At 59.2% G+C, this 24,466-nt stretch carries 22 protein-coding genes and 1 pseudogene; 12 read left to right on the top strand and 11 right to left on the bottom strand.

Going from position 1 to position 24,466, the window contains the following annotated elements; genetic code table 11:
- Positions 1–446 precede the first annotated feature (446 nt).
- From OS035_RS12220 to OS035_RS12195, 6 genes are all read left to right on the top strand, one after another.
- The gene (locus OS035_RS12220; RefSeq protein WP_331813749.1) at positions 447–1,349 is read left to right on the top strand and encodes a hypothetical protein; all 903 of its coding nucleotides are present in this window, start codon (positions 447–449) and stop codon (positions 1,347–1,349) included.
- A 12-nt stretch (positions 1,350–1,361) separates the two neighbouring features.
- On the top strand, positions 1,362–1,646 hold the full coding sequence (locus OS035_RS12215) for a hypothetical protein (RefSeq protein WP_331813748.1): 285 nt from the start codon (positions 1,362–1,364) through the stop codon (positions 1,644–1,646).
- Between the two features lie 574 nt (positions 1,647–2,220).
- Positions 2,221–2,997 (top strand): FAD-dependent oxidoreductase, encoded by a 777-nt coding sequence (locus tag OS035_RS12210; protein ID WP_331813747.1) that lies wholly within the window; start codon positions 2,221–2,223, stop codon positions 2,995–2,997.
- A complete protein-coding gene (locus OS035_RS12205; protein WP_331813746.1) occupies positions 2,994–4,529 on the top strand; it encodes a hypothetical protein in 1,536 nt (511 codons plus the stop codon). Before OS035_RS12210 ends, OS035_RS12205 begins: the two co-directional genes overlap by 4 nt.
- Positions 4,530–4,548: 19 nt before the next feature.
- A complete protein-coding gene (locus tag OS035_RS12200) occupies positions 4,549–4,896 on the top strand; it encodes a DUF3850 domain-containing protein (RefSeq protein ID WP_331813745.1) in 348 nt (115 codons plus the stop codon).
- Positions 4,896–5,456 carry an AAA family ATPase gene (locus OS035_RS12195; RefSeq protein WP_331813744.1) on the top strand — a complete coding sequence of 187 codons (561 nt, stop codon included), beginning with the start codon at positions 4,896–4,898 and terminating at the stop codon, positions 5,454–5,456. The genes OS035_RS12200 and OS035_RS12195 overlap by 1 nt, the downstream gene beginning before the upstream one ends.
- On the opposite strand, the gene OS035_RS33575 is transcribed toward OS035_RS12195, so the two are convergent.
- The 10 genes and pseudogenes from OS035_RS33575 to OS035_RS12150 all read right to left on the bottom strand — a co-directional run bounded on the left by OS035_RS33575 (position 5,412) and on the right by OS035_RS12150 (position 18,259).
- A complete protein-coding gene (locus OS035_RS33575) occupies positions 5,412–5,834 on the bottom strand; it encodes an NUDIX hydrolase (RefSeq protein ID WP_442967695.1) in 423 nt (140 codons plus the stop codon). The two genes, OS035_RS12195 and OS035_RS33575, sit on opposite strands and share 45 nt — an antisense overlap.
- Positions 5,835–6,138: 304 nt before the next feature.
- Positions 6,139–6,675 carry an ATP-binding protein gene (locus OS035_RS12190; protein WP_331813743.1) on the bottom strand — a complete coding sequence of 179 codons (537 nt, stop codon included), beginning with the start codon at positions 6,673–6,675 and terminating at the stop codon, positions 6,139–6,141.
- A pseudogene (locus OS035_RS12185) lies at positions 6,672–8,210 on the bottom strand (GNAT family N-acetyltransferase). Before OS035_RS12185 ends, OS035_RS12190 begins: the two are co-directional and overlap by 4 nt.
- Positions 8,185–8,970, bottom strand: a complete 786-nt coding sequence (locus OS035_RS12180; protein ID WP_331813742.1) for a helix-turn-helix domain-containing protein — start codon at positions 8,968–8,970, stop codon at positions 8,185–8,187. The pseudogene OS035_RS12185 and the gene OS035_RS12180 overlap by 26 nt, the downstream one beginning before the upstream one ends.
- Positions 8,971–9,188: 218 nt before the next feature.
- Positions 9,189–10,559, bottom strand: a complete 1,371-nt coding sequence (locus tag OS035_RS12175) for an alpha-glucosidase/alpha-galactosidase (RefSeq protein ID WP_331813741.1) — start codon at positions 10,557–10,559, stop codon at positions 9,189–9,191.
- Between the two features lie 22 nt (positions 10,560–10,581).
- Positions 10,582–12,249, bottom strand: a complete 1,668-nt coding sequence (locus OS035_RS12170) for an ABC transporter ATP-binding protein (RefSeq protein ID WP_183854642.1) — start codon at positions 12,247–12,249, stop codon at positions 10,582–10,584.
- 10 nt (positions 12,250–12,259) lie between these two features.
- Entirely contained in the window at positions 12,260–13,399 is a 1,140-nt protein-coding gene (locus tag OS035_RS12165) for an ABC transporter permease (protein ID WP_183777947.1), read from the bottom strand.
- Position 13,400: 1 nt separating this feature from the next.
- A complete protein-coding gene (locus tag OS035_RS12160; protein WP_183777946.1) occupies positions 13,401–14,408 on the bottom strand; it encodes an ABC transporter permease in 1,008 nt (335 codons plus the stop codon).
- A gap of 172 nt (positions 14,409–14,580) precedes the next feature.
- On the bottom strand, positions 14,581–16,668 hold the full coding sequence (locus OS035_RS12155; protein ID WP_183778308.1) for an ABC transporter substrate-binding protein: 2,088 nt from the start codon (positions 16,666–16,668) through the stop codon (positions 14,581–14,583).
- A gap of 124 nt (positions 16,669–16,792) precedes the next feature.
- Positions 16,793–18,259: an alpha-glucosidase/alpha-galactosidase gene (locus OS035_RS12150; RefSeq protein ID WP_331813740.1), complete on the bottom strand. Its 1,467-nt coding sequence runs from the start codon at positions 18,257–18,259 to the stop codon at positions 16,793–16,795.
- Positions 18,260–18,504: 245 nt separating this feature from the next.
- On the opposite strand from OS035_RS12150, the gene OS035_RS12145 reads away from it, so the two are divergent.
- Positions 18,505–19,347, top strand: a complete 843-nt coding sequence (locus OS035_RS12145) for an AraC family transcriptional regulator (RefSeq protein ID WP_131711579.1) — start codon at positions 18,505–18,507, stop codon at positions 19,345–19,347.
- 22 nt (positions 19,348–19,369) lie between these two features.
- Here the strand turns inward: OS035_RS12145 and OS035_RS12140 are convergent, their stop codons facing one another.
- Complete coding sequence (locus OS035_RS12140) at positions 19,370–20,431, bottom strand: class I SAM-dependent methyltransferase (protein WP_183777944.1); 1,062 nt, start codon at positions 20,429–20,431, stop codon at positions 19,370–19,372.
- Positions 20,432–20,872: 441 nt separating this feature from the next.
- Here OS035_RS12140 and OS035_RS12135 point away from each other — a divergent pair, with 441 nt between their 5' ends.
- The 5 genes from OS035_RS12135 to OS035_RS12120 are packed head-to-tail and all read left to right on the top strand — an operon-like array spanning position 20,873 to position 24,424.
- Positions 20,873–21,193, top strand: coding sequence for a helix-turn-helix transcriptional regulator (locus tag OS035_RS12135; RefSeq protein ID WP_183777943.1), 321 nt, complete (start codon positions 20,873–20,875; stop codon positions 21,191–21,193).
- A gap of 3 nt (positions 21,194–21,196) precedes the next feature.
- Positions 21,197–21,457, top strand: coding sequence for a hypothetical protein (locus OS035_RS12130; RefSeq protein WP_088940643.1), 261 nt, complete (start codon positions 21,197–21,199; stop codon positions 21,455–21,457).
- Positions 21,458–21,466: 9 nt separating this feature from the next.
- The gene (locus OS035_RS12125; RefSeq protein ID WP_331813739.1) at positions 21,467–21,706 is read left to right on the top strand and encodes a hypothetical protein; all 240 of its coding nucleotides are present in this window, start codon (positions 21,467–21,469) and stop codon (positions 21,704–21,706) included.
- 12 nt (positions 21,707–21,718) lie between these two features.
- Positions 21,719–21,850 carry a hypothetical protein gene (locus OS035_RS33570; RefSeq protein WP_222148666.1) on the top strand — a complete coding sequence of 44 codons (132 nt, stop codon included), beginning with the start codon at positions 21,719–21,721 and terminating at the stop codon, positions 21,848–21,850.
- Between the two features lie 12 nt (positions 21,851–21,862).
- A complete protein-coding gene (locus OS035_RS12120) occupies positions 21,863–24,424 on the top strand; it encodes a GcvT family protein (RefSeq protein WP_183777940.1) in 2,562 nt (853 codons plus the stop codon).
- Positions 24,425–24,466 lie beyond the last annotated feature (42 nt).

The following is a 24,466-nucleotide window of genomic DNA, read 5'->3' as shown; positions in this document are numbered from 1 at the left end:
CGCTAGAAGGCGCCCTGGCCGCAGACGGAGGCCCGCTCGTCACCAGGATCCCGCCGCCGTCTCTCGGTGCGCTTGCCATCTGGCGCCAGCGATCTGGGTTGTCGATAGGTGATTTAGGTGGCGCAATTATGGTTTTTTGGCAAGCGGGTGACAAAAATGGGATGGTTTGCAGAATGGCAGTAAAACATATTCGGCACAGCGCAGAGCTGGTGTCGGGGATCGCACTCGTGCATGTCAGCTGAATTTGAAGAAGTGAAACTCCGGCCTATCGGACAAGATTTAGGTGTTTATTTTTCTGCGGCCGAGTACGCGGCCAACCAACCCTGCAACAGCCAATAATCGAGCCATCAACACGACAAAAACGAACCCGTCGAGCAGTAAAAGTTCTTATTGACTACAATTTAGGCGAGCGTAATATCCTTTTTCATATTGTTGAGGGGTCAATGATGTACCGAAAATACTATTGTGTAGCAGCCATTACAGGGCTTGCGACAGCGCTAAATACGTGTGCGATACCGCCCGATGTTAGAGATTTTGCGCATGTCGATACTTACGACATTACGCGGCGCGTCCGCTGTGAGATGCGAGACGCTGTTCGTCAAAAGGCCAAGGAAGCAATTGCTAGGCGCCAACCCGAAATCGCAGCAAAACTCGTTACAGACGAAGATTTCCTAAAATTCGATTTTGCTACGCTCGGCCGAGATGCTCAAAGCATCGTCAACGTCTATAAAGACACGCTAATTGGATATGACTGGAATTTCGACATCACCGAGCGGAACGATGTTACCGCGGGCGCCGACGTGTTGAACACTTTTACACGGGGAACCTTCGGCATTGGCACAAGTATCACCAACAACCGTGAACGTAATAATGTCGAAACTTTTCGCGAGCTCGACAGCTTCGTGAAGTTGGCGACCATGGTCAGCAACGCCGATTATTGCAAGCCCGATGTCTACAAACCAAAAAACTACATGTATCCGATCACAGGAAATTTGAACCTGATCAGCTACGTCAAAAAATATCTCGACCACAACCAGTCTGGAAACCTGGCAGGCGCTGAGGGCAGCAAGGATTTGGCGACCTATAGCATTAAGCTCAAGTTCACGACCATGTGGAATTCCAAACTGACGCCGGATCTTGATTTGCCAACGAGGGGACTAACCTGGGAGCTGGTGGGAGTAGATGGATCCGCTGAGAATACGCGCACGGACGTGCATCAGGTATCGATAGTCATGGTTTTGCCGGCGGGCGGCGATCAAAGATCTCTAACGATTGCCGAAGAGCGCGTACGCGCCGAATTGGAATATTTGCGTTTGCGGGATGACCTGCGTTCCTTTGCCAACCATTGAGGAGACACCACCATGACAGAACAGAAAATTAAACCAGTTCTTTCGAAGGTCGAACAGAAACTCATTCCTGCCGCTACGATTTTCATGGCGGTGGACACCATTCGAAAGGCAGGTCTAGAGGAGGCATTCCTTGCCGAGTGTGCGAAGGACGACAGGGGTATGGTCATCTCGAAGGCTGACCTCGATTTCGTCAAAATATTCCTTACCGATTTTGCAAACCGCAGCCTGCCAAAGCTGGATGCCGACGCTCTACTGCCCAACATCAAACGGATCGCAAAATCACAACCCCAGTGTTGATGTTTACTGCAGCCCAGGTGGCATCACCGCTAACCTCGTCGCATTTAGGTGGTTCTGCATGTTTGAGTTGACCGCTTTCGATGACGAGGCGGCAGTTGGACCTGCAGCAAGGCAGGAGGCAAAACCATAGACGACCCAGATCTCTGGCGCGACCTGGCAAACGCACCGAGGAGACGATGATCGGATCCTAGTCACGATCCGCTCATCCGAACGGGGCCAGCAACTCGACGAGGCAGGGATTAAGGACTCGTGCCCCTGGTGCGGCCTGACGCTTGAAGAGGTGAAAGGCCTGCCCCCGACTTGTCGTGACCCCGTCTGCTGAAAACGAACTCGGCTTTCAATCTACATCCACCCACGATGTCACCACCAACGTGAACAACATCATTCGTGCGCAAAGGCGAAATCGTGACAAGTACACTAGTACCACTCATAAGCAACTAATAGTCTAGCGCCGGAAGCTTGAAGAAATGCGTTAGGTGCCCGGTTAGGCACCCCGGCTCCACCACCTGCTGCCAGATGATGTTGTGAGCACAATCATTGATCGCATTATTAATTAACATTGTTCGCCTAGCCTTTGAGCATACATGAGAACGGCGACGATTTCCTGTGGCAGCCGCATCGCAGGGCAATTGCACAAAGCCCCGCCTTGGCGGCTGGCGGACACTACAAGAAATACTTGGGGCGCCCCGATTTAGTTCCGTCCGACGCACATCTCTGGACGGAGAAATATGACAATCAACGGCAGAGCAGGCAGACTATGCACAATCCAAATCCCTCCGATATCGAGTCTAGCTACAAAATACCGGATCAGCCCCTCTATCTGGTTGGAACCTTTGACAATGGCGTCACGGTCTTGAGCCAACAGATTCGCGCTTTGAACCTAGTATACGCACTGGTGGAAGGAGGCGTCATCCCGTCGACACATGCGGGCGCCACCCCACCGAAGGATTTTCAAAAGAAGATCGCGATAGTCGGCGGGGGATTCACCGGGCTCTCGGTTGCTGCTGGTCTTGTCTCAAAGGGCGTCGAGGCAGAAATCACGCTCTTCGAACAGCGCGACACACTGCTTCCACTGCAGCAAGGCAGCGACACTCGCTGGCTTCACCCACACATTTACAACTGGCCGGCAGAGGGTAGCGAAATCAGCGCGGCGAACCTGCCACTGCTGAACTGGACTGCGGCACGGGCCTCGGACGTTGTCGTCCAGGTTCTGGGTCAATGGAGATCGCTTGTTGATGGTCCCTCCGGCAAACGGATCAAGCTCTACTGCAACACCCGGCATCTGCAGATCCATGAATCGAAAGATCCAAAAAAGCTACCATCGAATGGATTGGCGAAGCAAGGGACGTGAAGAGTGGAAACTCCAACGCTGGAACACCAGCGGGCAGCACCGGTCAGACTGACGACTTCGACGCTGTGATCCTCGCCATCGGCTTCGGGATAGAGGCGGACAGCCGCCTATCCTATTGGCGAAACGACATTGTCGGACAGCCGAACCTTGAGCAACCTCGCCTTACCTTCGTTCTTTCCGGTCAGGGTGATGGCGCCATGGTCGATCTTCTCCGCCTTCGGATTTCGCATTTTCGTCAGGACCGCATCCTTTCAGAGCTCTTCAGGGACAGCCCAACGCTCATCGAAAGACTACGGGAAATAAAGACTGAGCACGAGAAGGACGTCACGAAGGGGACATTTCAGAAATTCGAGACCCTCTGGCAGGAGGAGGAGGTAGCGTTCGGAAAGGTCAAGACAAAGCTTGGAAGCAGGCTACGCCGCGATACTGACGTGATTCTGAGGCTGAAGGTCAAGAAGCTCTCCGATCTCTTTGACGGAGATGTTAGAATTTCGTTCCAGAACCGGGTTCTGGTCTACGTGCTCTACAAGTGCGGAGGCTTCGTCCCGTCGACGGAGAAAGAGACTGTCCTCGCTAGACAGCACGCCATTCCTCCCGATCGGATCATACAGCGGCACGGAACAAAGCGGGAGATGCTGCTGAAGGGCATCCTGTCGGAGCCGCTGTTCACGGTTATGGAATCTCGAAACAAGGACAAGTTCCGGCAGGTAGACGAACAGATGTGGAGCGGTGGCTATTTTGGCTACACGGGCGCCAAGGAACATGCCTTCAACGCGGACGACGGCACCAAGGATGCTTGGCGCAAGGAATATCTTCCCGGTGCGACTGCGCTGGTTGCCTCGACCTTCTGTTCGGCAGTCGCGGGCTTTCTCGCGAAGGACCATCCAGCGGACAGTCGGCTTCGCGTCACGCTCCATCGGGCTGTAAGCTTCGGGACGGAGGAAGTGCTGCAGCAATGCTGCAGATACTTTGGCATCAACCTTCCCCCGGGGGACGACAGCCCCGCCGGCAGGACATTTCCGGCGGACAACGCAACCATCGGTCTGGCCTACAAGACGCATCAGATGATAAGGTCGCGGCAGGGAGTCGATCCCGACGCACTCGCGAAGGCCATGCAGTTCCTCAACCTGCACCAGGCCTCACGGAAGATGTCTCCGGAAGTTCGGTTTGTCTCAGCGCTGCCGATGCTGACGTCGGACAAGAAAGGTGGTCGCAACCCCGTCACAGGAGTATTATATATTGACAGTAAGGCTGAGAACTTCTTTCTGGATGGAGAAAAACTTCAGGTGGTCCTCGGAATGATCGAAAGATTTGCGGAAAACTTGCACAGCGATGCACTTGCCGACATTGATCGGATCTCCAATAGCGAGCTGGCGCGCGGTCGAAGCAGGTGGTATCTGGCGCAGCCAATTCCTGAGGAAGTCGATCATGCACTTGAGATCGTGGATGGCATCCGGCTGCCGCGCCTTGAAGGGACAGATCAGTTGAACCTTGAGTACTCCGACTTCATTCCGATCCGCCAGGTCCTCTAGATAAGTCGCAGGTATGCACATGGAAAAAACCATTCTAGCGGATTCGCGGGGCAGGACGGCACCCACGGACGCCGGCGACCGCCGCTCGGCGCTCCACAAGGTCAAGTCATGGCCCCATCTGTTCGAAGCCACTCTCAGCGGCGCAAAGACACACGATATGCGTCGGAGTACCGATCGCGACTACCGCGTCGGAGACGTGCTCTGCCTGCAGGAGTTCGAGCCCTCGACAGATTCCTATACGGGACGAGAGCTCAATGTGCGCATCACCTATATCACATCTTCCGAGTTCCCCTGCGCCCTTTCCGGCGACGGCCTGAGCGACGGCTACTGCATATTAAGCATCAAGCGAGTGGCGAGCGAAAATTGATGTCCTGCCTTGTCGGCGTCTGTGGCTTTACCGGAGCCGGCAAATCGACGGCTCTCGAACTCCTCCAGCAAGCCACCGGAGGGCAGTACATCTACCTCGGGCAGGCCATCTTTGATGAACTTGATCGAAGAGGGGTCGAGCCCACCCCGGAGAACCAGAGCCAAGTGCGGATGGAATTGCGGCGGGCTGACGGCGCTGCCCTGGCTCGGATGAACGTTGACAGGATCAAGAATTGCTTAGAGCTCGGCAAGACCGCGCTTGTCGATGCCGTCATGTCACCTGCCGAGTATGATTGTCTCAAAAGCAGTGTGACATGGCCCGTACACCTTTTATACGTTGATGCGAGTTTCAAAATCCGAGCGGAGCGGCTGGAGAGGCGCCCCGGTCGTTCCATGACACCGCAGCAGGTCGAGAAGAGAGACCGAATCGAAGTTGAAAGCCTGCAGATAGATCGGGTGTTTCGAAGCACAACCGGCCACATTTTGAACGAAGGTTCAATTGAACAGTTCGCTCAGTCACTTGCCTCCTTCCTCCACCGAGCAGGGATTCGCTCGAGCTAGGCTGGGGAGGATGGAATTTCGTAGACTGGGGGCAAGCAGCGGACTGTCTGAGGCCTGGATGGGATACCAATCCAACGCCTCAATCTCCGCACGAGGCTGCGGTGTCCCCGTCAACTCCCCGATATACAGCCGGACCGAAACGAGAGTTTCGCCAAGACCGGCTGCCCGGTCGCTAAAGCAACCAGAGTAGTTCAACGACGTTCTTTTGATACCGCAGCCGAGTTCTTCGCAGACCTCTCGCTCAAGTGTGTCGATGTCATTTTCGCCCTCTTCAGGCTTGCCCCCGGGAAGGATAAGATGGTCCCCGCCCCTTTTGCGCACCAGAAGTATCCGTCCTTCTGAAAGGACGGCCAGACCAACTTTTAGGATAGTGCGCATAGCATAGTCTCCCATGGCCGCTGCATCGTACCCGACCATCCATGATTTTCCACTCGCTTTGGAGAAGAGATCTGTGGACAGACAATGGCAGCGTCACCTTCCCGGACATCGCCACAACTCACTGGCGTCCCGCCAACCAACGATGTCGCCGTGAAAGACAAGAAACGGCTCCTCGGCAGACAGACCGTATTTGTCGATACGAAACCCGCTAATCATGATGCAGCATGAGAGTAGGCTATCCTCGCCTTATACAGATTTGAGCCATCAACCGACGCATTGATCCCGTGGGTGGACTGACTGAAAATTAAAGACTAGCGGCAAAAGCGCAAAACCCAGACACATCCATGTGAGAAAACAATCTGAATGGAATCGACAATGAGCGGCCAATATCGATAGCGGCAGCAAGCGACCGAGCTTGGTGAGCTGCCAGTTCATTCACCGACAGCGTTGGACGGTCACGCGATCTGTCCCCTTTGCGATTTGCAAGAATCTGCCTTGGGTCAGCCGCAAGATGAACGATGGCGTCGGTGCCCACGCTAGCAAACACCTGTTCGCTGACAGTTTGAACCCCTTCCGCACCATCGATAATAGCGTGCCCGTCGAGCACAACTAATCGGCTTCCAGCATCTTTCTTCAAGTGAAAGCCCTTAACAAGCAGTTGTTGGTTCTGGTCAATGTTCTGCAAGCGAAGACGGTCATGCTCATGTTCGGTTTCGCGTGCTGTTCCGATCAATGAGCCGGCCACCAGGTGCTGAAACGTAATCAACTTGGCCGCGGCTCTCAGAAAGGTCGATTTCCCCACCCCTGAGATGCCAACGAACGCGATCACCCGCTGTGTCATACCTTGAATTCCAGGTTGGCGCGATCGAGAAGCCGCCGAAGGACGTCAGACCTAAGCTCATAGATCGACTGCTATGGGTTGCCGTTCACAACGCCAAGACCTCGCAATTCATCGAGACCGATTGCGGGATCGATATAAGCGGCCAGGAGATAGTTGATCACTTTTACCGGCTTAGCCGTTGTTGCCTGCCACTGCTCAAGCTGTCGCTCGCTGTAAACGGATCGGCCGCCCGTCAATTGCATCAGCTCTCGGGTCGAGTTTGCGAATGTAACGCTCTCTAGTATTCCGAGCGTTGTCATGGCTTGGGAGGGGCGCTCCTTTGAAGCACCCTTATAGAAGAACAGCAGAGAGCCTGCGTTACCGAGGTTTGACGGTGCTCGGCATAAGTAGACTTTCCTGATCGTATTGCCTGGTCGCGTCGGACGATCGGCCCGCGATGCGCCGACAAATAAGTCTGGCTGCGTCGGCTTCCATAAATCAGGGTAAAGGGTGTCGTGATAGTCCTCTTTGATAGGAATCCCGAAGCCGCGAACTTGATCAGTTACAAGAAAGCGAGGGTAGTTTTTTCTGGCCGCCTCAAAGACTGTGATGAGGGGATCATCAATAAGCTTTGCCGAAGAAAATCCCCGTTCGTAAATCAGCTCTCCGTTATCTTTCGTGCCGGCATGGGAGAAGCCATAGAATTCCAAGAGGTTGATCAGCGCCGCCTGGTTTTCATATGTCGTCAGATACGCAAGGTCGTATCCATTTCGCTGGGCGTACCAGAGGACCTGCTTCAAAAGCAGCTCTCCAAGTTTGACACCGCGCTTGTCGGGCGCGACTTTGAAAGTGCAGACTTTCAAGATCTTGTTGGCCTTGGTCACCGCATCCGTATCGTTGGCGCTTTCGTCCTTTCGTACAATCAGGCCAGCAAGTTCGTCATTGTCGTAGACGACCCAACAAGGGCGGTGCTGGCGAACGCATTTTTTCCGCCACCAATCGTCGAACTCCGGATATCCTTCGCGAAGGCTGTCAAAGAAGCCGTCTTTGTGGCTGATCATGTGAGCCTCAACTTCGGCTACGTGCCTGATCGGGACCTGCTTCGGCTCGTATGTCTGCGTAAGAAGATCGGCCGCGTCGCCGACGAACAAGACACGTCGGCCGAGGTCGGCAGAATGTTTGAATGCGCGCTCATGAAGGCCTTTGTCCTGTGTGACGAGGAAATCGACTGCGTCGCTTTTAAGGGCATGGAGGAGAGTTGCGTCGACTATGTCATTCGGCCGCTTCAAAGGGCCGAAGTCGGCTTCGAGATCGGCCTGGCTCAAGCCGCGTTGCTTGCCGAAGATCTGGTACTTCGAGATTTTGCTAAGGGAAATCCGGCGACGTTCCGCATTCTTGTCGCGGGAAATATCGTCGCGGGCTGCTTCGTGGACGAAAATCGTGATCTTGTGAGCGGCAGCGAGGCTTGAAAATTTAGCGTATGCGGCTTCGACAGCGCGATAGTCTTCCAGACCGATCAGAATGTTCGTATCAATGAGATACGACTGTTGCCTCATGTCTCAAGGCCTTTCGAAGATCGCGGCTAGCGTACAAGAAGGACTGAGGGGGCTCAAAGCCAAATTTTTCACGCAGCTCTGTAAGGGGTACCGGGCGGGAGAATGGCTTCACATCTTCAAAAAGCAGAGCATACCCAAACTCCAAGCCGTGGAAATAGCTCTCAAAGTCGTTGCGCCCTATAAATGCAGTATCTTCAAACTCAGCCCAGATTTGTTCGATTGGGAGTTTGAGCACGTCCCTGATCTCCCCCACTCCGACCATAGCTCTGACGGGTGAGGTAGAATAAATATAGGCAACCGTCCCGGGCGCTGATACCGGAAATCGTCGACGGAGTTCAACGGTCTTGCGGCCGTCGAGAATCTTTTCGGAGTACTGCGGTCGAATGGAAAGTACAACGTCGCGCTGAGCGCGAAAGGGTTCATCCGCCATAAGGGGAAAGACGAGTTGGTCATCGTGCCCGTACTCGGCATCAAAAGCCTTGACGCGCAAGACGAGACGGGCGTCGGCAGGGAAGACGGCATCGACACGCAGAGAGGCGCCGAGTGCCTCGACATAGCGTTGGACCGTCGACAAATAGACTTCGCCGCCCTTTTCAATCTTCGAGATGGCCGCCTGCTGAATATTCATTCGGGTCGCCATCTCGGCTTGCGTCAATCCGGACAACAGCCTAAGGCGCTGGAGGTCAACACCAGCAGCATGTTCATCGCGCGGCTCCTTCGCCGCCGAAGCTTCAATGATTTTTCCCGCCAGTCTGCCCATGCCATGCCACTCCGCAATACTGAGGTGCTAATCCAGCGCTGCATTCCTTGCAAGGAATATTCCCATCATTCTCGTTTCTCAGCTATTTAATTATTGCATACTGTTTCGTTGTCGACACGCTCGTGCTGACCACCCCCTCAACTGCAAAGCCCCACGAAAAGCCCCGCGGTCGTTGCCACACCGCGGGGCTCTTTGACGCCTGACCCGGGAGAAAGAGGTCAGGCGGCTTGAACTTTTCTAGATGTGCGGGCCCATTCCGGCAGCCAGTCGCCGTGGGTGGCGAGCAGGTCGTCGACCAGCGACCAGATCTGGTCGAGGTCGAGGTCGGCGGCGGTGTGCGGGTCCATCATCGCGGCGTGGTAGATGTGCTCGCGATTTTCGGTCATCAGCGCCTGCACCGTCAGTTCCTGGACGTTGATGTTGGTGCGGATCAGCGCGGTCAGCTGCGGCGGCAGGTCGCCGATGAAGGTCGGCTGGATGCCTGAGGCGTCGACCAGGCAAGGCACTTCGGCGGCGCAATTTTCCGGCAGCGAGGTGATGCAGCCATTGTTGCGGACGTTGCCGTAGATGACGGAGGGTTCGCCGGTCCAGACCGAGTTGATGATCGAGGAGGCATATTCCTTCGAGGGCGTCACCTCGATCTTGTCGGCGCTGCGGTAGGCTTCCGCCTGGCCCTTCCAGCGCTCGATCTGCTCGATGCAGCGCTTCGGATATTCATCGAGCGGGATGCCGAATTTCTCGATCAGGTCGTCGCGGCCCTCCTTGATGAAATAGGGCGTGTATTCGGCGAAATGCTCCGAGCTTTCAGTGACGAAATAGCCGAGCCGCGTCAGCATCTCGTAGCGCACCTTGTTCGGGCAACGCGGGTTCCAGCCGGGCTTCGGCGCCCTGCCCTCGCGGTAGCCGCGGACGAGATCGGGATAGAGGTTGCGGTGGGAGCCGTCGGCCAGGCGGTGCTCGAATTTGAGATAGAAGGCCATGTGGTTGATGCCGGCGGCGCGGTAGCGGATTTCCTCGTAGGGAATGTCGAGGTCGTGGGCCAGCTCCATCGCCGTGCCCTGCACCGAGTGGCAGAGGCCGACCTGGCGGATGGTCGGGTATTTCTCCGATATCGCCCAGGTGTTGATCGCCATCGGGTTGACATATTGCAGCATGATCGCCTCCGGGCAGACGGCGAGCATGTCCTCGCAGACCTTCCAGAGATGCGGCACGGTGCGTAAGCCGCGCATGATGCCGCCGACGCCGAGCGTATCGGCGATCGTCTGGCGCAGCCCGTATTTCTTCGGCACCTCGAAATCGGTGACGGTGCAGGGCTCATAGCCGCCGATCTGGAAGGCGACGACGACGAAATCGGCGCCGGCAAGCGCCTTGCGCTGGTCGGAATAGGTCTCTGCCTTGGCCTTGACCCCGAGCGTCGAGATCAGCTTGTTGACGACGATGGCGCTTTCCTCAAGCCGCTGCGGGTTGAGATCCATCAGCGCGATCGTCGCGCCCGAAAGCGCCGGACGCTGCAACACGTCGCCGATGATGTTCTTCATGAAAACGGTGGAGCCAGCTCCGATGAATGTGATCTTGGGATTTGCTGCCATTATAACCTCCGGCATTCGATAGTCATGCTACCTCGAAAGCGGCTTTGACGAGCCGTTCGGTGTAGGCGGTCTTGGGATGGGATAAAACTTCGTTGACGGGTCCCTCTTCGACGATCTTGCCATGCTGCATGACGATGACGCGGTGGCAGAGAGCGCGGACGACCTTGAGGTCGTGGGAAATGAAGAGGTAGCTCAGACCCCGCTCGTCCTGCAGCTTGCGCAGCAGTTCGATGATCTGGGCCTGGACGGAAAGGTCGAGCGCCGATGTCGGCTCGTCGAGCAGGATGAATTCCGGCTCCAGCGCGATGGCGCGGGCAATGGCGATGCGCTGGCGCTGGCCGCCGGAAAATTCATGCGGGAAACGCGACAGGATATTGCCGGGCATGCCGGCTGAGATCAGCGCCTCGCGCACCCGGTCCTGCCGCTCGCCCTTGGTGGCGCCCAGCCGGTTGACGACGAGCCCCTCCTCGATGATCTGGCCGATCGTCATGCGCGGGTTGAGCGAGGAGAACGGGTCCTGGAACACCACCTGCATGCGGGCCCGTAGCGGCCGCATCTCGGCGCGGGAAAGCCCGTGGATCGGCTGATGGTCGAAATGGATCTCGCCGCTGTCGGGCGTATTCAGCCGCAGGATCGCCTGGCCGAAGGTCGTCTTGCCGGAGCCGGATTCACCGACGAGGCCGAGCGTCTCGTGACGGCGCAGCGTCAGATCGAGGCTGTCGACGGCGACAAGCTCGCGCATCGCCGGCTTGAGGAAGGAACCGTGGCGCAGCATGAAGGCGACGCGCACGCCCTTGGCGTCGAGGATGACATCCGATCCCGCCGGCAGCGGGTTGGCCTCGCCGCGCGGCTCGGAGGCAAGCAGATGCCTTGTATAGGCGTGCTGCGGATTGGCAAACAGCGCTTCCGTGGTGTTGTGCTCGCGCACTTCGCCATGCTGCATCACATAGACGTAATCGGAAAACTGCCGCACCACCGTCAGGTCGTGGGTGATGAGGATGACGGCCATCCCCATTTCCTTCTGCAGGTTGCGGATCAGGTTGAGGATCTGCGCCTGCACGGTGACGTCGAGCGCCGTCGTCGGCTCGTCGGCGATCAAGACGTCCGGATCGTTGGCGAGCGCCATGGCGATCATCACGCGCTGGCGCTGGCCGCCGGAAAGCTGATGCGGATATTGCCGGATGCGTGCGGCGGGGTCGGGGATCTGCACATGTTCGAGCAGTTCGAGCGCCCGCTTTTCCGCATCCCTGCGGCTCATGCGGCGATGCACGCGGATCGCCTCGACGATCTGGCTGCCGATCGTATAGATCGGATTCAGCGAGCTCATCGGCTCCTGGAAGATCATCGAGATGCGGTCGCCGCGCAGCTTGCGGCGGGCCCGCTCGGAGAATTTGAGAATATTGCTGCCGTCATAGGAAACCGTCGATTTGCCGGAGACGACGGCGCGCTTCGACAGAAGCCCCATCACCGTTCTTGCGGTCACCGATTTGCCGGAGCCGGATTCGCCGACGATGGCGATGGTCTCGCCGCGATAGAGCTGGAAGGAGACGTCCTTGACGGCTTCGACCATGCCGTCCTCGACCTTGAAATTTACCGCCACATTGCGGGCGTCGATGATTGGTGCTTCCGAGCGGCCGTCATGGTCGTGGCGGACAAGCGGGGCGAAGGAATTGACCAGGGAAAGAGCCATATCAATCACCTCAATAAGGATCGACCGCGTCGCGCAGTCCGTCGCCCAGCGCATTGAAGGCGAAGACGGTGACGAGCACGAAGCCGACGGGGGAGAGAATCCAGGGATAGGAACCGATGACCGAATAGGTCGCCGTATCCTGCAGCATCAGCCCCCAGGAGATCAGTGGCGGCTTGACGGCAAAGCCGAGGAAACCGAGGAAGGATTCCAGAAGCACGACGCTCGGTATGTGCAGTGTCACCGCGACGATGACATGGCTCATCACGTTCGGGAAGATATGCTGCATGATGATGCGCTTGTCGGTGGCGCCGACCGCCATTGCCGCCCGGACATAATCGATGCGGGCAAGCGCTAAGGTCTTGCCGCGCACCTCGCGCGACATCTGCGCCCAGCCGAGCGCCGACATGACGAAGATGACGAAGGCGAGGAAGACATTGGTCGGCGCCGTCACCGGGATCAGCGAGGTCAGCGCCAGATAGAGCGGCAATTGCGGGAAGGCGAGCACCAGCTCGACGAAGCGCTGCAGCCAGATATCGAAGGTGCCGCCGAAATAGCCCGAAACCATGCCGACCGTCGTGCCGATCAGGGTGACGATGAAGACGACGGTCAGCGCGATCATCAGCGAGATGCGCGAGCCGATGATGGCGCGCGACAGCACGTCACGGCCGAACTTGTCGGTGCCGAGGAAATGCACCGGCTGGCCATCGGTCGAGCCGAAGAAGTGGCGGTCGGCCGGGATCAGGCCGAACAGCTTGTATTCGGCGCCCTTGACGAAGAAGCCAAGCAGCCTCGGATTGTCGTAATCCATTCCGACGATCGGCTGGAAGGTGACCGGGTCGAGTTCCTCGGAATCCGACAGCGCATAGACGCGCGGCTGGAAGACGAAATTGCCGTCCTTGTCGTGGAAGCTCATCACCTGCGGCGGGGCGAAGCCGACATCGGTCGCCTTCGGGTCCATCGGCGCGACGAAATCGGCAAAGATCGCCATCAGCAGCAGCAGCCCGACGAGGATGAGCCCGGCCATGCCGGTCCAGGAGCGCCTGAGCCGGCGCCAGACCAGGGCGATGTAGCTCTCATGCCCGCGCGATGGCTTGCTGACCGAAGGTTCGGTCGTCGTCGGCGGTGGCGGCGAGGAGTCGAAAGCCAGCATCTCAGGCTCCTTCATATTGGCGGACACGCGGGTCGAGCAGCGCCAGCAGCATGTCGGCGATGATGTTGCCGACGATCAGCGTCGCCGACAGCACCAGCATGAAGGTGGCGGTGACATAGACGTCGCCGATCGCCATCGAGCCGACGATCGCCGGGCCGACGGTCGGTAGCGCGAAGATGATGGCGGTCTCGATCTCGCCGGTCAGCATGTAGGGCAGCACGACGCCCTGATACATCACCAGCGGGTGCAGCGCATTCGGCACCGCGTGGCGCATCACCACCGCCCCGCCGGAAAGCCCCTTGGCCCTGGCTGTCTCGACATATTGGGCATTCAGCGTATCGAGCAGGTTGCCGCGCATCACCCGCATATTGTAGGCGAGCCCGCCGAAAGTGGCGATCGCCACGACCGGCCAGACATGGTGGACGAGGTCGACGAATTTCGCCCAGGACCACGGCGCCCCGCCATACTGCGGCGAGAAGAAGCTGCCGATTTCGGACACGTTGAACTGGAAGACCAGCAGATAGACGATGATCAGCGCCATCAGGAAGCGCGGCACCGTCATGCCGAGAAAGGAAACCGCCGAAAGCGTGCTGTCGATCCAGCTGTATTGGCGGGTCGCCGCCCAGATGCCGAAGCCGATGCCGAGCACGGAAGCGAAGATGTGGCAGACGAGCGCCAAGAGCAGCGTGCGCGGCAGCCGCTCGGCAACGACATCGGCGACCGGCTTGTTGTAGAACATGCTGTAGCCGAAATCGCCGCGGGTGACGATGCCGCCGATCCAGTTGACGTATTGCACTACCATCGGCTTATCCAGGCCGTGTTCGACCCGGTAGGCCTGTGCCTGGGCGTCGGCCTGGGCGTAGGAAGCGCCGCCCTGGTTGATCAGCTGCGATCTTATATAGTCGGCGTAGTCGCCGGGCGGAGCCTGGATGATCGCGAAGGTCACCACGCTCAGGATGAAGAGGACGGGGATCGCGGAGGCTATGCGCACGAGCAGGAATCGTAACATCGGACGGTCCGCTTTTCCTTGCCGCCAGTCGCTCCTTGTCGGCGCGGCCGGCTCGTTGGTCATATCCGGCCGCGCGCCACGCGCGGCCGGAAGCTCATTTCAGCTGGGAGGGAGTCCTCCGGCGCGCCGCATCGGATGCGACGCGCTCAGCTCTTTGTCCTGATGACACCGATCAGTTGATCGGGCCCTTGTCGCCGGGCTTGCCGGGCAGCTGCTCGGGGAACAGCTCATATTTGCCCTGCTTGTCGGCGGCCACCCACAGACGTTCACGGATGACCGAATCTTCAGCCCAGTTGAACATGAAGATCGGGGTGCCCTGCGGCACGTTCGAGAACCGCTTGTTGATGATCAGCGCGCCCGGATATTCGGTCAGGCCCACCGTGTTGACGTGCTCGGTCGAGATCTTCTGATATTGCTTCATCAGATCGACGCGCTCGTCGTTGCTCTGGCTTGTCGTGAACTTGTTGACGACGTCGACAAGCTCGTTTTCGAAGGGCATCAGATCGAGCTTGTCATCCTTGCCGGCGCGATGTTGCCAGCTGGTGCGCGGGCCGACGGGGGCGAGCTGCTCGGTATTCTGCACCACCGACGACAGTTCCGTCGTGTTGCGCTGGATCAGCCAGTCGAAGCGGCCGGCATAATGCGCATCGTCACGCTTGGCGCCGTCGAGCGCGTTGAGGACGATCTTCAGCCCGAGCTTCTCCATCTGGCCGACGACGCCTTCGGCAAGGCTCTTGTCGGTCGTGTACTGATTGTTGATCAGCATGACGATTTCGACATTCTTGCCGCCGGCCGTCCCGGCGGGGAAGTTCACGATGCCGTCGCCGTCGGTATCCTTCAGCCCTGCCTTGGCGAGTTCCGCCTTGGCGCCTTTGAGATCGAAGGGATAGTAGACGGTGGAGTTGCGGTCGTAGAAGCTGGTGCCGGACGAAAGCCCGCCCGGATAGATCGCCGTGAACGGTCCCTTGACCAGCGAGTCGCCGATCGCCTTGCGGTCGAGCGCCATGGTGACGGCCTTGCGGAAGTCCTCGTTGCGGTTCAGTTCGCGGATCGCCTGGCCGCGCTCGTCCGGGCTGCCCCAGCCGTTGGCGGAAAAGTTCATGCGCAGGTTATAGCCGATGAGGCGCGGCCCGAAGGCCAGGCGGGCGGGTGCCGTCTTCTCGGCGGCACGCTTCAGCGAGGCCACGAAGTTCTCCGGCTGCTCGAGGTTGGAAATGTCGGCGGATCCCGCCACCGCCTGCACGTCGCGGTCGGCCCAGGTCGAGAGCTTGTAGTGCAGCTCATTGAGATAAGGCAGCTGATTGCCCTTCTCGTCGACCTTCCAGTAATAGGGGTTGCGGCGCAGTACGATGATATCGTCGGAGCGATATTCCACTGGCACCCAGGCGCCCATCACCGGCATGTTCATGTATTCCGGCGGGAAGGCGTTCTTGAACTGGTCGTAGGTGTTCTTCGAATATTTCGGATGCTGGGGTTTCAGGATATGCGACGGACCCGGGCAGAAGTTCGGGTAGGACATCGTGTAGAGATATTGCTTCGGGAAGGCCTCCTTGAAGGTCCATTCGACGGTGTAATCGTCGATCTTCTTCAGCGTCGTGCCGGCGCCGAAAGCCTCCGGCGAGGCGCCGCCGCCGAGCGGCGAGACGTTCGGATCGATGACTTCGTCATCCCAGTAGAACATGATGTCGTCGGCATTGAACGGCGCACCGTCAGACCACTTGGCGCCTTCGACCAGGTGCATGGTCAGCTTGTGGCCGTCGGCGGACCAATCCCAGCTCTTGGCCAGGTTCGGCAGCGGCTCGGTGTCCTGGGCTTTCACCTGGAACAGCGGCGCGGTGCGCGTCAGGCATTCGGAAAGGCCGATATCGATACCGCCCCAGCCCTGCGTCTGGCCGGCGCCGTAGTTCCAGCCTTCCGGCCGGCCGCCGATGACGTGGCGCATCGTATCGCCGTAGACGCCGATGCCGTCGGGCATGTTGCCGGTTTTGAAGACCATCGGCTCCTTCGGCAGACGGTCCTTGACCGGCGGCAGCTTGCCGGCGGAGACGAAATTCTTCGTGACCCAGTCGGGCTCGTGATATTCGGGCAGCGCCTTGAACTCGAGGATGGAGTCGCGCGCCACATAGTTGATCTTGCCTTCGGCCGGGAAATCCGGTGGCACCGGCGGCACGGTTGCCTCGGAGGCATAGGCATTCACCGCCAGAACCGAGACGCCGAGCGCCAGTCCGGCCAGAATGCTTGCGTTGCGGAAATTCATGATCGTTTCTCCCTTTTGTTCCGGAGCGCGGGTCACGCGGCTCTCTTCTCCTCGAACGATATGAAGGCGGGCCCGGTGTCATGGATTTCCCTCCCGGAAACCCATGACGACCAGCCTTCACGAAATGTCAGACGGCCTGTTTCAGCGCCGCCTTTTCCGCGCGCAGCTCTTCGATCGAGCGAACGTTGCGGCGTGCAGCGCCCGCCCAGTCGCGGGTCTGCACCTTGGATTTCGACAGCCGCTCCTTGGCGGCCGGCACGGCATCGGCATATTGCGGCAGCCAGCGCGCCTGGGCAACGACCATCTCGTCGACCATCTGCCAAACCTCCTCGGGCGTCGAGACGGCGCCGACCAGCGGGTCGTGCAGCACGGCAAGCTTCAGCAGGTCGATGTCGCCTGTGATCGCCGCATGCACCGACATGCGCTGGACGTTGATCGAGGCGATGCAGGTAGCGGCACAGGCTTCCGGCAGGGTGACGCCCGAGACCATGTTGATGCCGAAGCGGTCGACGAAGCCGGGCGATTCGATGATCGCATCGGAGGGCAGGTTGGTGATGACGCCGTTATTCTTGACGTTGAAATGGCCGCGATAGACCCGGTTCGTCTCCAGCGCCTCGAGGATGTGGCTCGCATGTTCGTTCGAGCGCTTGGCGGGGTCGATCGGCTTTGAGGCGGATTCCAGGAATTGCGGGAATTCGGTCTCGAACCAGTTGCGGGTTTCGGTAGAATGGCGGAGATAGCCGCCGGTTTCGCCGTGGATCCAGTCGGACATGTCGATCCAGCGGGTGATTTCCTCCGGCCGCTTGCGGTACCAGGGCAGGTACTCCGAAAGGTGGCCGTTGCTCTCGGTGGAATAGACGCCGAACCGCTTCAGCACGTCGATGCGCAGCTTCTCCTGCTGCGAATAGACCGGATGCGCCTCGAAGGCGGCGATCAGCTCGTCCTTGCCGATCCTGCGGCCGTTGAGGCGCAGGTCGATGAACCAGGTCTGGTGGTTGATGCCGGAGCAGACATAGTCGAGTTCACCCAGCGACTTGGCGCCGAGCACCTCGGCGATCTGTTCGGCGCCGTGCTGGACGCCGTGGCAGAGGCCGACGGTATCGACCTTGCCGTATTCGATCGCCGCCCAGGTGTTCATCGCCATCGGATTGGCATAGTTCAGGAATTTCGCGCCGGGCTCGGCGACCTCGCGGATATCCTTGCAGAAGTCGAGGATGACGGGGATGTTGCGCTGGCCATAGAGGATGCCGCCGGCGCAGATCGTATCGCCGACGCATTGGTCGATGCCGTATTTCAGCGGGATTCTGATATCGTCGGCATAGGCCTCAAGGCCGCCGACGCGCACGCAGCTGATGATGTAGCGCGCGCCGGTCACTGCCTGGCGCCGGTCGGTCGTCGCCGTCACCTTGGTCGGCAATCCGTTCGCCTCGACGACCCGGTCGAGGATCGCCTTGATCATCTCCAGATTATGTTCGCTGAGATCGGTCAGCGCGAATTCAACGTCGCGAAACTCCGGAACGCACAAAATGTCGGTAAACAGCTTCTTGGTGAAACCAACGCTGCCCGCACCGATGATAGCGATTTTGAAACTCATGATCTTCACCTCGACCCAATCGAATGCTACAGAAAAGACGGCCATGAAGGATCAGGCCGCATGCTAGCGCATGCGGTTGAAAAAGCCGAAAAACTGTCTGTTTTCCTCCCGGCCGCTCTTTCGGCCGTGGTCTCTTCCCTGTTTGTCGAGCGGGATTATGCCCGAAATCGGCAAGCCGACCAGAGAAGGATTATGCTTTCAGGGGTAATTTTGTGCTGCAGAATTTGATTGCCAACGGACAGTCGATGAGGACGGTTTCGCTGCCCCGCGGCCGCCAGCGATTGCATGCCATGCCGACGAGCTCCGGCTATGAAGTGCGCGAGAACGAACCCTATGACTGGGATGGCCGCAGGCGCGGCCAGACGCCCTTCACCGTGCTGCAGCACACGATCAGCGGCACCGGCCGGCTGCGCTACCAGAACCGCAATTATCGGCTTCAGGGCGGCGATACGCTGTTGGTGCTCGTGCCGCACAATCATCGCTACTGGCTGGAGAAAGGCGACCGCTGGGAATATTTCTGGATTTCGATGAATGGCGAGGAGACGCTGCGCATTCACCAGCTGGTGCTGTCAACTGCCGGCCCGGTGCTGAAACTGCAGCCCTCGACCATAGATCACCTCGCCGACTGCAGCCTGCGCCTCGTCACCGGCGCGACCTCGCCGGGGGCTGCCTCGGCGATTGCCTATGAAGCGGCGATGGCGCTCTATGACGACGTCTTCGGCTCGCCGGCCTTTGCCGCCGAACTCAGCCTGATGCAGCCGGTGATCGACCATATCAACGCCAATCTCGAAAAGCCGTTGCCGGTCAGCGAACTTGCCGGCATCGTCGGCCTCAGCCGCGCACATTTCTCGCGCAGCTTTGCCGAGAGCGAGGGCATGCCGCCGGCCGAATTCGTGCTGCAGCAGCGGCTGCAGCGCGCCGTCAAGCTTCTCACCAAAGCGGACTTCCTGCCGGTCAAGGAAGTCGCCATCATGTGCGGCTTCGAGGATCCGAATTATTTCTCCAAGGTCTTCCGCCGAGTCTACGGCACCAACCCGACGGAATTCCGCACCACCGGCATGTATGCCAGCATCGGCAAGCTGAGATAGCCGCCGAAGGACGCCGGTTGTCTTAGGCTCGCACCTCGAACACCATGTTGAACGGGGTTTCCGTGGCGCGGCGGAAATGCGTAAAGCCGGCATCGAGCGCCACCTTGCGAAGCTTCATCTCTCCCGCCTGGGCGCCGAGCCCGAGTCCCACCTCCTGCGAGAGCGATGCCGGCGTGCAGATCATCGTCGAGGCGCCGTAATAGACGCGGCCGACGGGGTTGAGATTGTCCTTGAGATGGTCATGAGCAAAGGGCTCGACGATCAGCCAGGTGCCGTTCGGTCCAAGCGTTTCCTTGACATGCTGGCCGGCGCCGACCGGATCGCCCATGTCGTGCAGGCAGTCGAACATCGCGACCATATCATAGCCGCGGCCTGGAAATTCCGCCGCCCGGCTCTGCTCGAACGTCACACGGTCACCGACACCTGCCTCTTTCGCAGCCGCCTTGGCTTTATCGATCGACGGGCCGTGGTAATCAAAGCCGGTAAAGTGGGAGGCGGGATAGGCCTGCGCCATCAGGATGGTCGAGGCCCCATGGCCGCAGCCGACATCGGCGACTTTGGCGCCGGCCTTGAGCTTTTCCTCGACCCCGGACAGGGCGGGTATCCATTCGGCGACGAGATGGCTGTTATAACCCGGGCGGAAGAAGCGCTCGGTTCCCCGGAACAGGCAGGTGCTGTGCTCGTGCCAGCCGAGGCCCTTGCCGGTACGGAAGGCGTCGGCGACCTTCGGCTCGTCCATCCACATCGATTGCACCACCTCGAAGGCGCCGACGAAGAAGGCCGGGCTGTTTTCCTCGGCAAAGACCATCGCCTGCTCCGGCGTCAGGCTGAAACGATCGGTTTTTTCGTCATAGACGATATAATCAGCCGCAGCCTGGGCGCTCAGCCATTCCCGAAGATAACGCTCCTTCACCCCGGTCTTTTGCGAAAGCTGCTGGACGTTCATCGGCGTCCCATCGGCCATCGCCTTGAAAATTCCCACCTTGTCGCCCAGCACGACCAAGGCGCCCGACATGGCGGCGCCGACATCACCGACCAGCCGGCCGACGAGTGCATCGAGTTTCTGCATATCCGGCTCACGCATTGTTTCCTCCCACGCGCGTGTTTCAGGAATTTAAAAATTAGACTTTAATAATATTCAGTCAATCAACCTTCCCTTTCAGGGGATAAATCTGAAGTATTAAGGGTCGAAAGAATGCGGGGGGTGGAGTAACACGCGGGGTAGCTGTCAGGCGCAACCGGAGCGTTGTGCAGGCGGGTTTGTAAGCCCCTCCCCAACCCCTGCCACAAGGGGGAGGGCTAACCCGCAGCATCCGCCTGCAAAAAAACATCAGCCTTTCTGCAGATGAAACGTTGAAGTGAAAAGCGTCGGGAGCGGCATATAAGCCCCTCCCCCTTGTGGGGAGGGGTCTTGGCCAATCGCGAACCTGACAGCGGTGCTCACCATCCATGCTCTCATCATCGCTTGTGCAAGATTGCATTTTTTATATAATCCGTCCCACGACACTTTCGACGCAAGGCTATCATGACGGACCTGTCATCCGCCCAATGCCGCGCCGCGCGCGCCCTCCTGGCCTGGTCGCAGGACGATCTCTCCTCGGCCGCAAACGTCGCCAAGGCGACGATCGCCAATTTCGAGGCGGGCAAACGCTCGCCCTATGACCGGACCCTTCAGGATATGAAGCAGGCCCTGGAAGCCGGCGGCGTCGTTTTCATCCCGGAAAACGGTGGAGGGGCCGGTGTGCGCCTTGCCAAACGCGCAAATTCGATCGACACCAACGAGGCCGAAACGGTTCAATATGAAGAGTATCTCGAAAACGACGCGCCGCCCGGCGCGGGTGGCTGACTGATGACAAAGAAAGAAAAGCTGGAACACTCGGAATTGGCCGGAGAATTCACCGATGACGGGATCACCGTGCTCGTCGATATCTTCCGCACATCCGGCAGCAATGAAGACTGGACGATGGAAGTCGTCACCCAGGCCGAGGATCTGATCCGCTGGGACGAACCCTTTGCCACTGACCGGGAAGCTTTCGACGAATTCCTCGCCACTGTCGCTCGCGATGGCATTCGATCCTTTCTCGACGATGAAGAGCCGTCCGTTCACTGAGGAATCGTCGTGAAAAGCATCAATGATCTGGTCGCCTCTGCGAAAACCGTCTGCGACCGATACCGGGCCGGGCGAATGGAACGCGAGACTGTGCGCGAATGGGTCCTCGGCCTTGGCGCCTATCCAGGCCCGCATGGAGACCGCGTGCGCGAAGCGATGGATTGGTTCCGCCTGCACAATCGCGAGCCTGTTTCCGACGACATCGTGCTCGCGGATATCGACCGGCTACAGGCGATTTCAGCGCCGTGATCCCCGGGGCGCCTGGCGTGCGCCGCTGGCGCAATCACGCCGGTCCTCGGCGGCGTAGGACCAATGACGGTCGTCAGCCTGATGCATAATGCCCGCGTCGCAAGTCGAGGGCGGCTGGCAAAATTTAGTTCGTCCGATCAGTAGAAGGAACAGCACGTGGCAGCATTTCCGGAAAAGGCAAAGGTCGTCATCATCGGCCTCGGCGGTATCGTCGGCGCCTCCATCGCGCATCATCTCGTCGAGCGCGGATGGGACGATATCGTCGGCATCGACAAGTCGGGCATCCCGACCGATATCGGCTCGACAGCCCATGCCTCGGACTTCTGTTACACCACCAGCCACGACTATCTCTCGGTCTGGACGACGCAATATTCGATCGATTTCTACGAGAAGATGGGCCACTACGCCCGCATCGGCGGCCTCGAAGTGGCGCGCACCGGCGACGATGCCTGGATGGAAGAGATCAAGCGCAAGCTGTCCTCGGCCCGCGCTTTCGGCACGCGCGCCCATTATGTCAGCCCTTCCGAGATCAAGGAAAAGTTCCCGCTGATCGAGGAAGACCAGGTGATGGGCGGCCTTTACGATCCGGATGCCGGCCTGGTCATTCCGCGCTCGCAGACCGTTGCCGGCAAGCTGGTCGATGCCGCCGAAAAGGCCGGCAAGCTGCAGGTGTTCGGCAATACGCCGGCCAAGTCGCTGATCGTCGAAGGCGGCCGCATCAAGGGCGTCGTCACCCATCGCGGCACGATCATGGCCGACCACGTCATCGTCTGCGCCGGCCTTTGGGGCCGCCTGATCGCCGAGATGGTCGGCGAAGACCTGCCGGTCATGCCGGTCGATCATCCGCTCACCTTCTTCGGTCCCTATAACGAGTTCGAAGGCACCGGCAAGGAAATCGGCTTCCCGCTGCTGCGCGACCAGGGCAACTCTGCCTATATGCGCGATACCGGCGACCCGGCGACGACCGAGGGCGGTCAGATCGAGTGGGGCTATTACGAAGCCAACAATCCGCGCATGTGCCATCCGCGCGAACTTCTCGAAAAGCACGAAGCCCGCCTTTCGCCGTCGCAGCGTGACCTCGAGATGGAACAGATCATCGAGCCGCTCGAGCGCGCCATGGAACTGACGCCGATCCTCGGCGAACTCGGCTATAACGAGGGTCACTCCTTCAACGGCCTGCTGCAGGTTTCCGCCGGCGGCGGCGCGTCCTGCGGCGAGAGCCAGAAGGTCAGGGGACTCTGGTATTGCGTTGCCATCTGGGTCAAGGACGGCCCGGGCTACGGCAAGCTGATCGCCGACTGGATGACCGACGGCCGTACCGAAATCGACCACAACAGCATCGACTACGCCCGCTTCTATCCGCATCAGTTGACCGAAGAATTCATCGAAGGCCGCTGCTACGAAGCCGCTCAGAAGATCTATTTCCCGGCAGTTCACACCCGCGAACCCTATCTATCCGGCCGCAACGCCAAGCGCTCGCCCTTCTACGAGCGCGAAAAGGAGTTGGGCGGTTACTTCATGGAACTGGGCGGTTGGGAGCGTGCACACGGCTATGCCGCCAACGAGCACCTGCTGGAGAAATATGGCGACCGCGTGCCGGTCCGCGAGAACGAATGGGACAACCGCCATTTCTGGCGGGTGTCGAATGCCGAGCATCTGGCGATGAGCGAGGATTGCGGCATCGTCAATCTCAGCCACTTCCACATGGTCGATATCGAGGGACCTGACCATGTCGAACTGATGGAATGGCTGTGCGCCGCCAAGGTCGGCGGCGATGCCAACATCGGCAAGGGCGTCTACACCCACTTCCTCGACGACGAAGGCATGGTCCGCGCCGACTTCACCGTCTTCCGCATGGCCGACCGCTGCCGTCTCGTCAACGGCGCCGATGCCGGCCCGCGCGACCTGCACTATATGAAGCGCGTCGCCGAAGATCGCGGCCTCGACGTCACCATCACCGACGTCTCGGAAAAATTCGTGACGGTCGGCATCTGGGGTCCGAACGCCCGCGACACGCTGAAGAAGGTCGTGGCCGATCCGGCCGGTCTCGATCAGGAAAACTTCGCCTTCGCAGCGATCAAGCCGATCGAAATCGCCGGCAAGACGGTCACCGCCTTCCGCATCTCTTATGTCGGCGAGCAGGGCTGGGAGCTGCATATGAAATACGAAGACGGCCTCGCCGTCTGGGATGCGCTGCGCTCGACCGGCGTGATGGCCTTCGGCGTCGAGACCTATGCAAACTCGCGCCGCATGGAAAAGAGCCTGCGCCTGCAAAACGCCGACCTGCTGACCCAGTACAACCTGATCGAAGCCGATCTCGCCCGTCCAAAGGTCAAGGAAGCCGATTTCCGCGGCAAGGCGAAACATCTGGAATACAAGGCGCGTGAACACCAGCCGGCCATGCTCTGCACGCTTGTGATGACCGAGAATACCGACAAGTCGGGCGTCAAGCGTTATCCGCTCGGCAACCTGCCGGTCGTCGATCCCGCCACCGGAGAGGTCCTGGTCGACGAACTCGGCCGCCGCTCCTACACGACCTCGATCGCCTACGGTCCGACAGTCGGCAAGAACATTGCGCTCGCCTACCTGCCCTGGTCGCATTGCCAGGTCGGTCGCAAGCTGAATGTCGAATACTTTGCCGAAACCTATCCGGTGGAAGTCGTCGGCGTCGGCTACAAGCCGATCTACGACCCGGAAAATCTGAAGCCGCGTACGTAGCGCTCAAGCACTTGTGGCGCCCCATTCGGGCGCCACAGTCGT

This window comes from Rhizobium sp. 268, from assembly GCF_036571585.1.
Taxonomy (GTDB): Bacteria; Pseudomonadota; Alphaproteobacteria; order Rhizobiales; family Rhizobiaceae; genus Rhizobium; species Rhizobium redzepovicii.
This window is presented reverse-complemented; position numbering and strand designations above follow the sequence as displayed.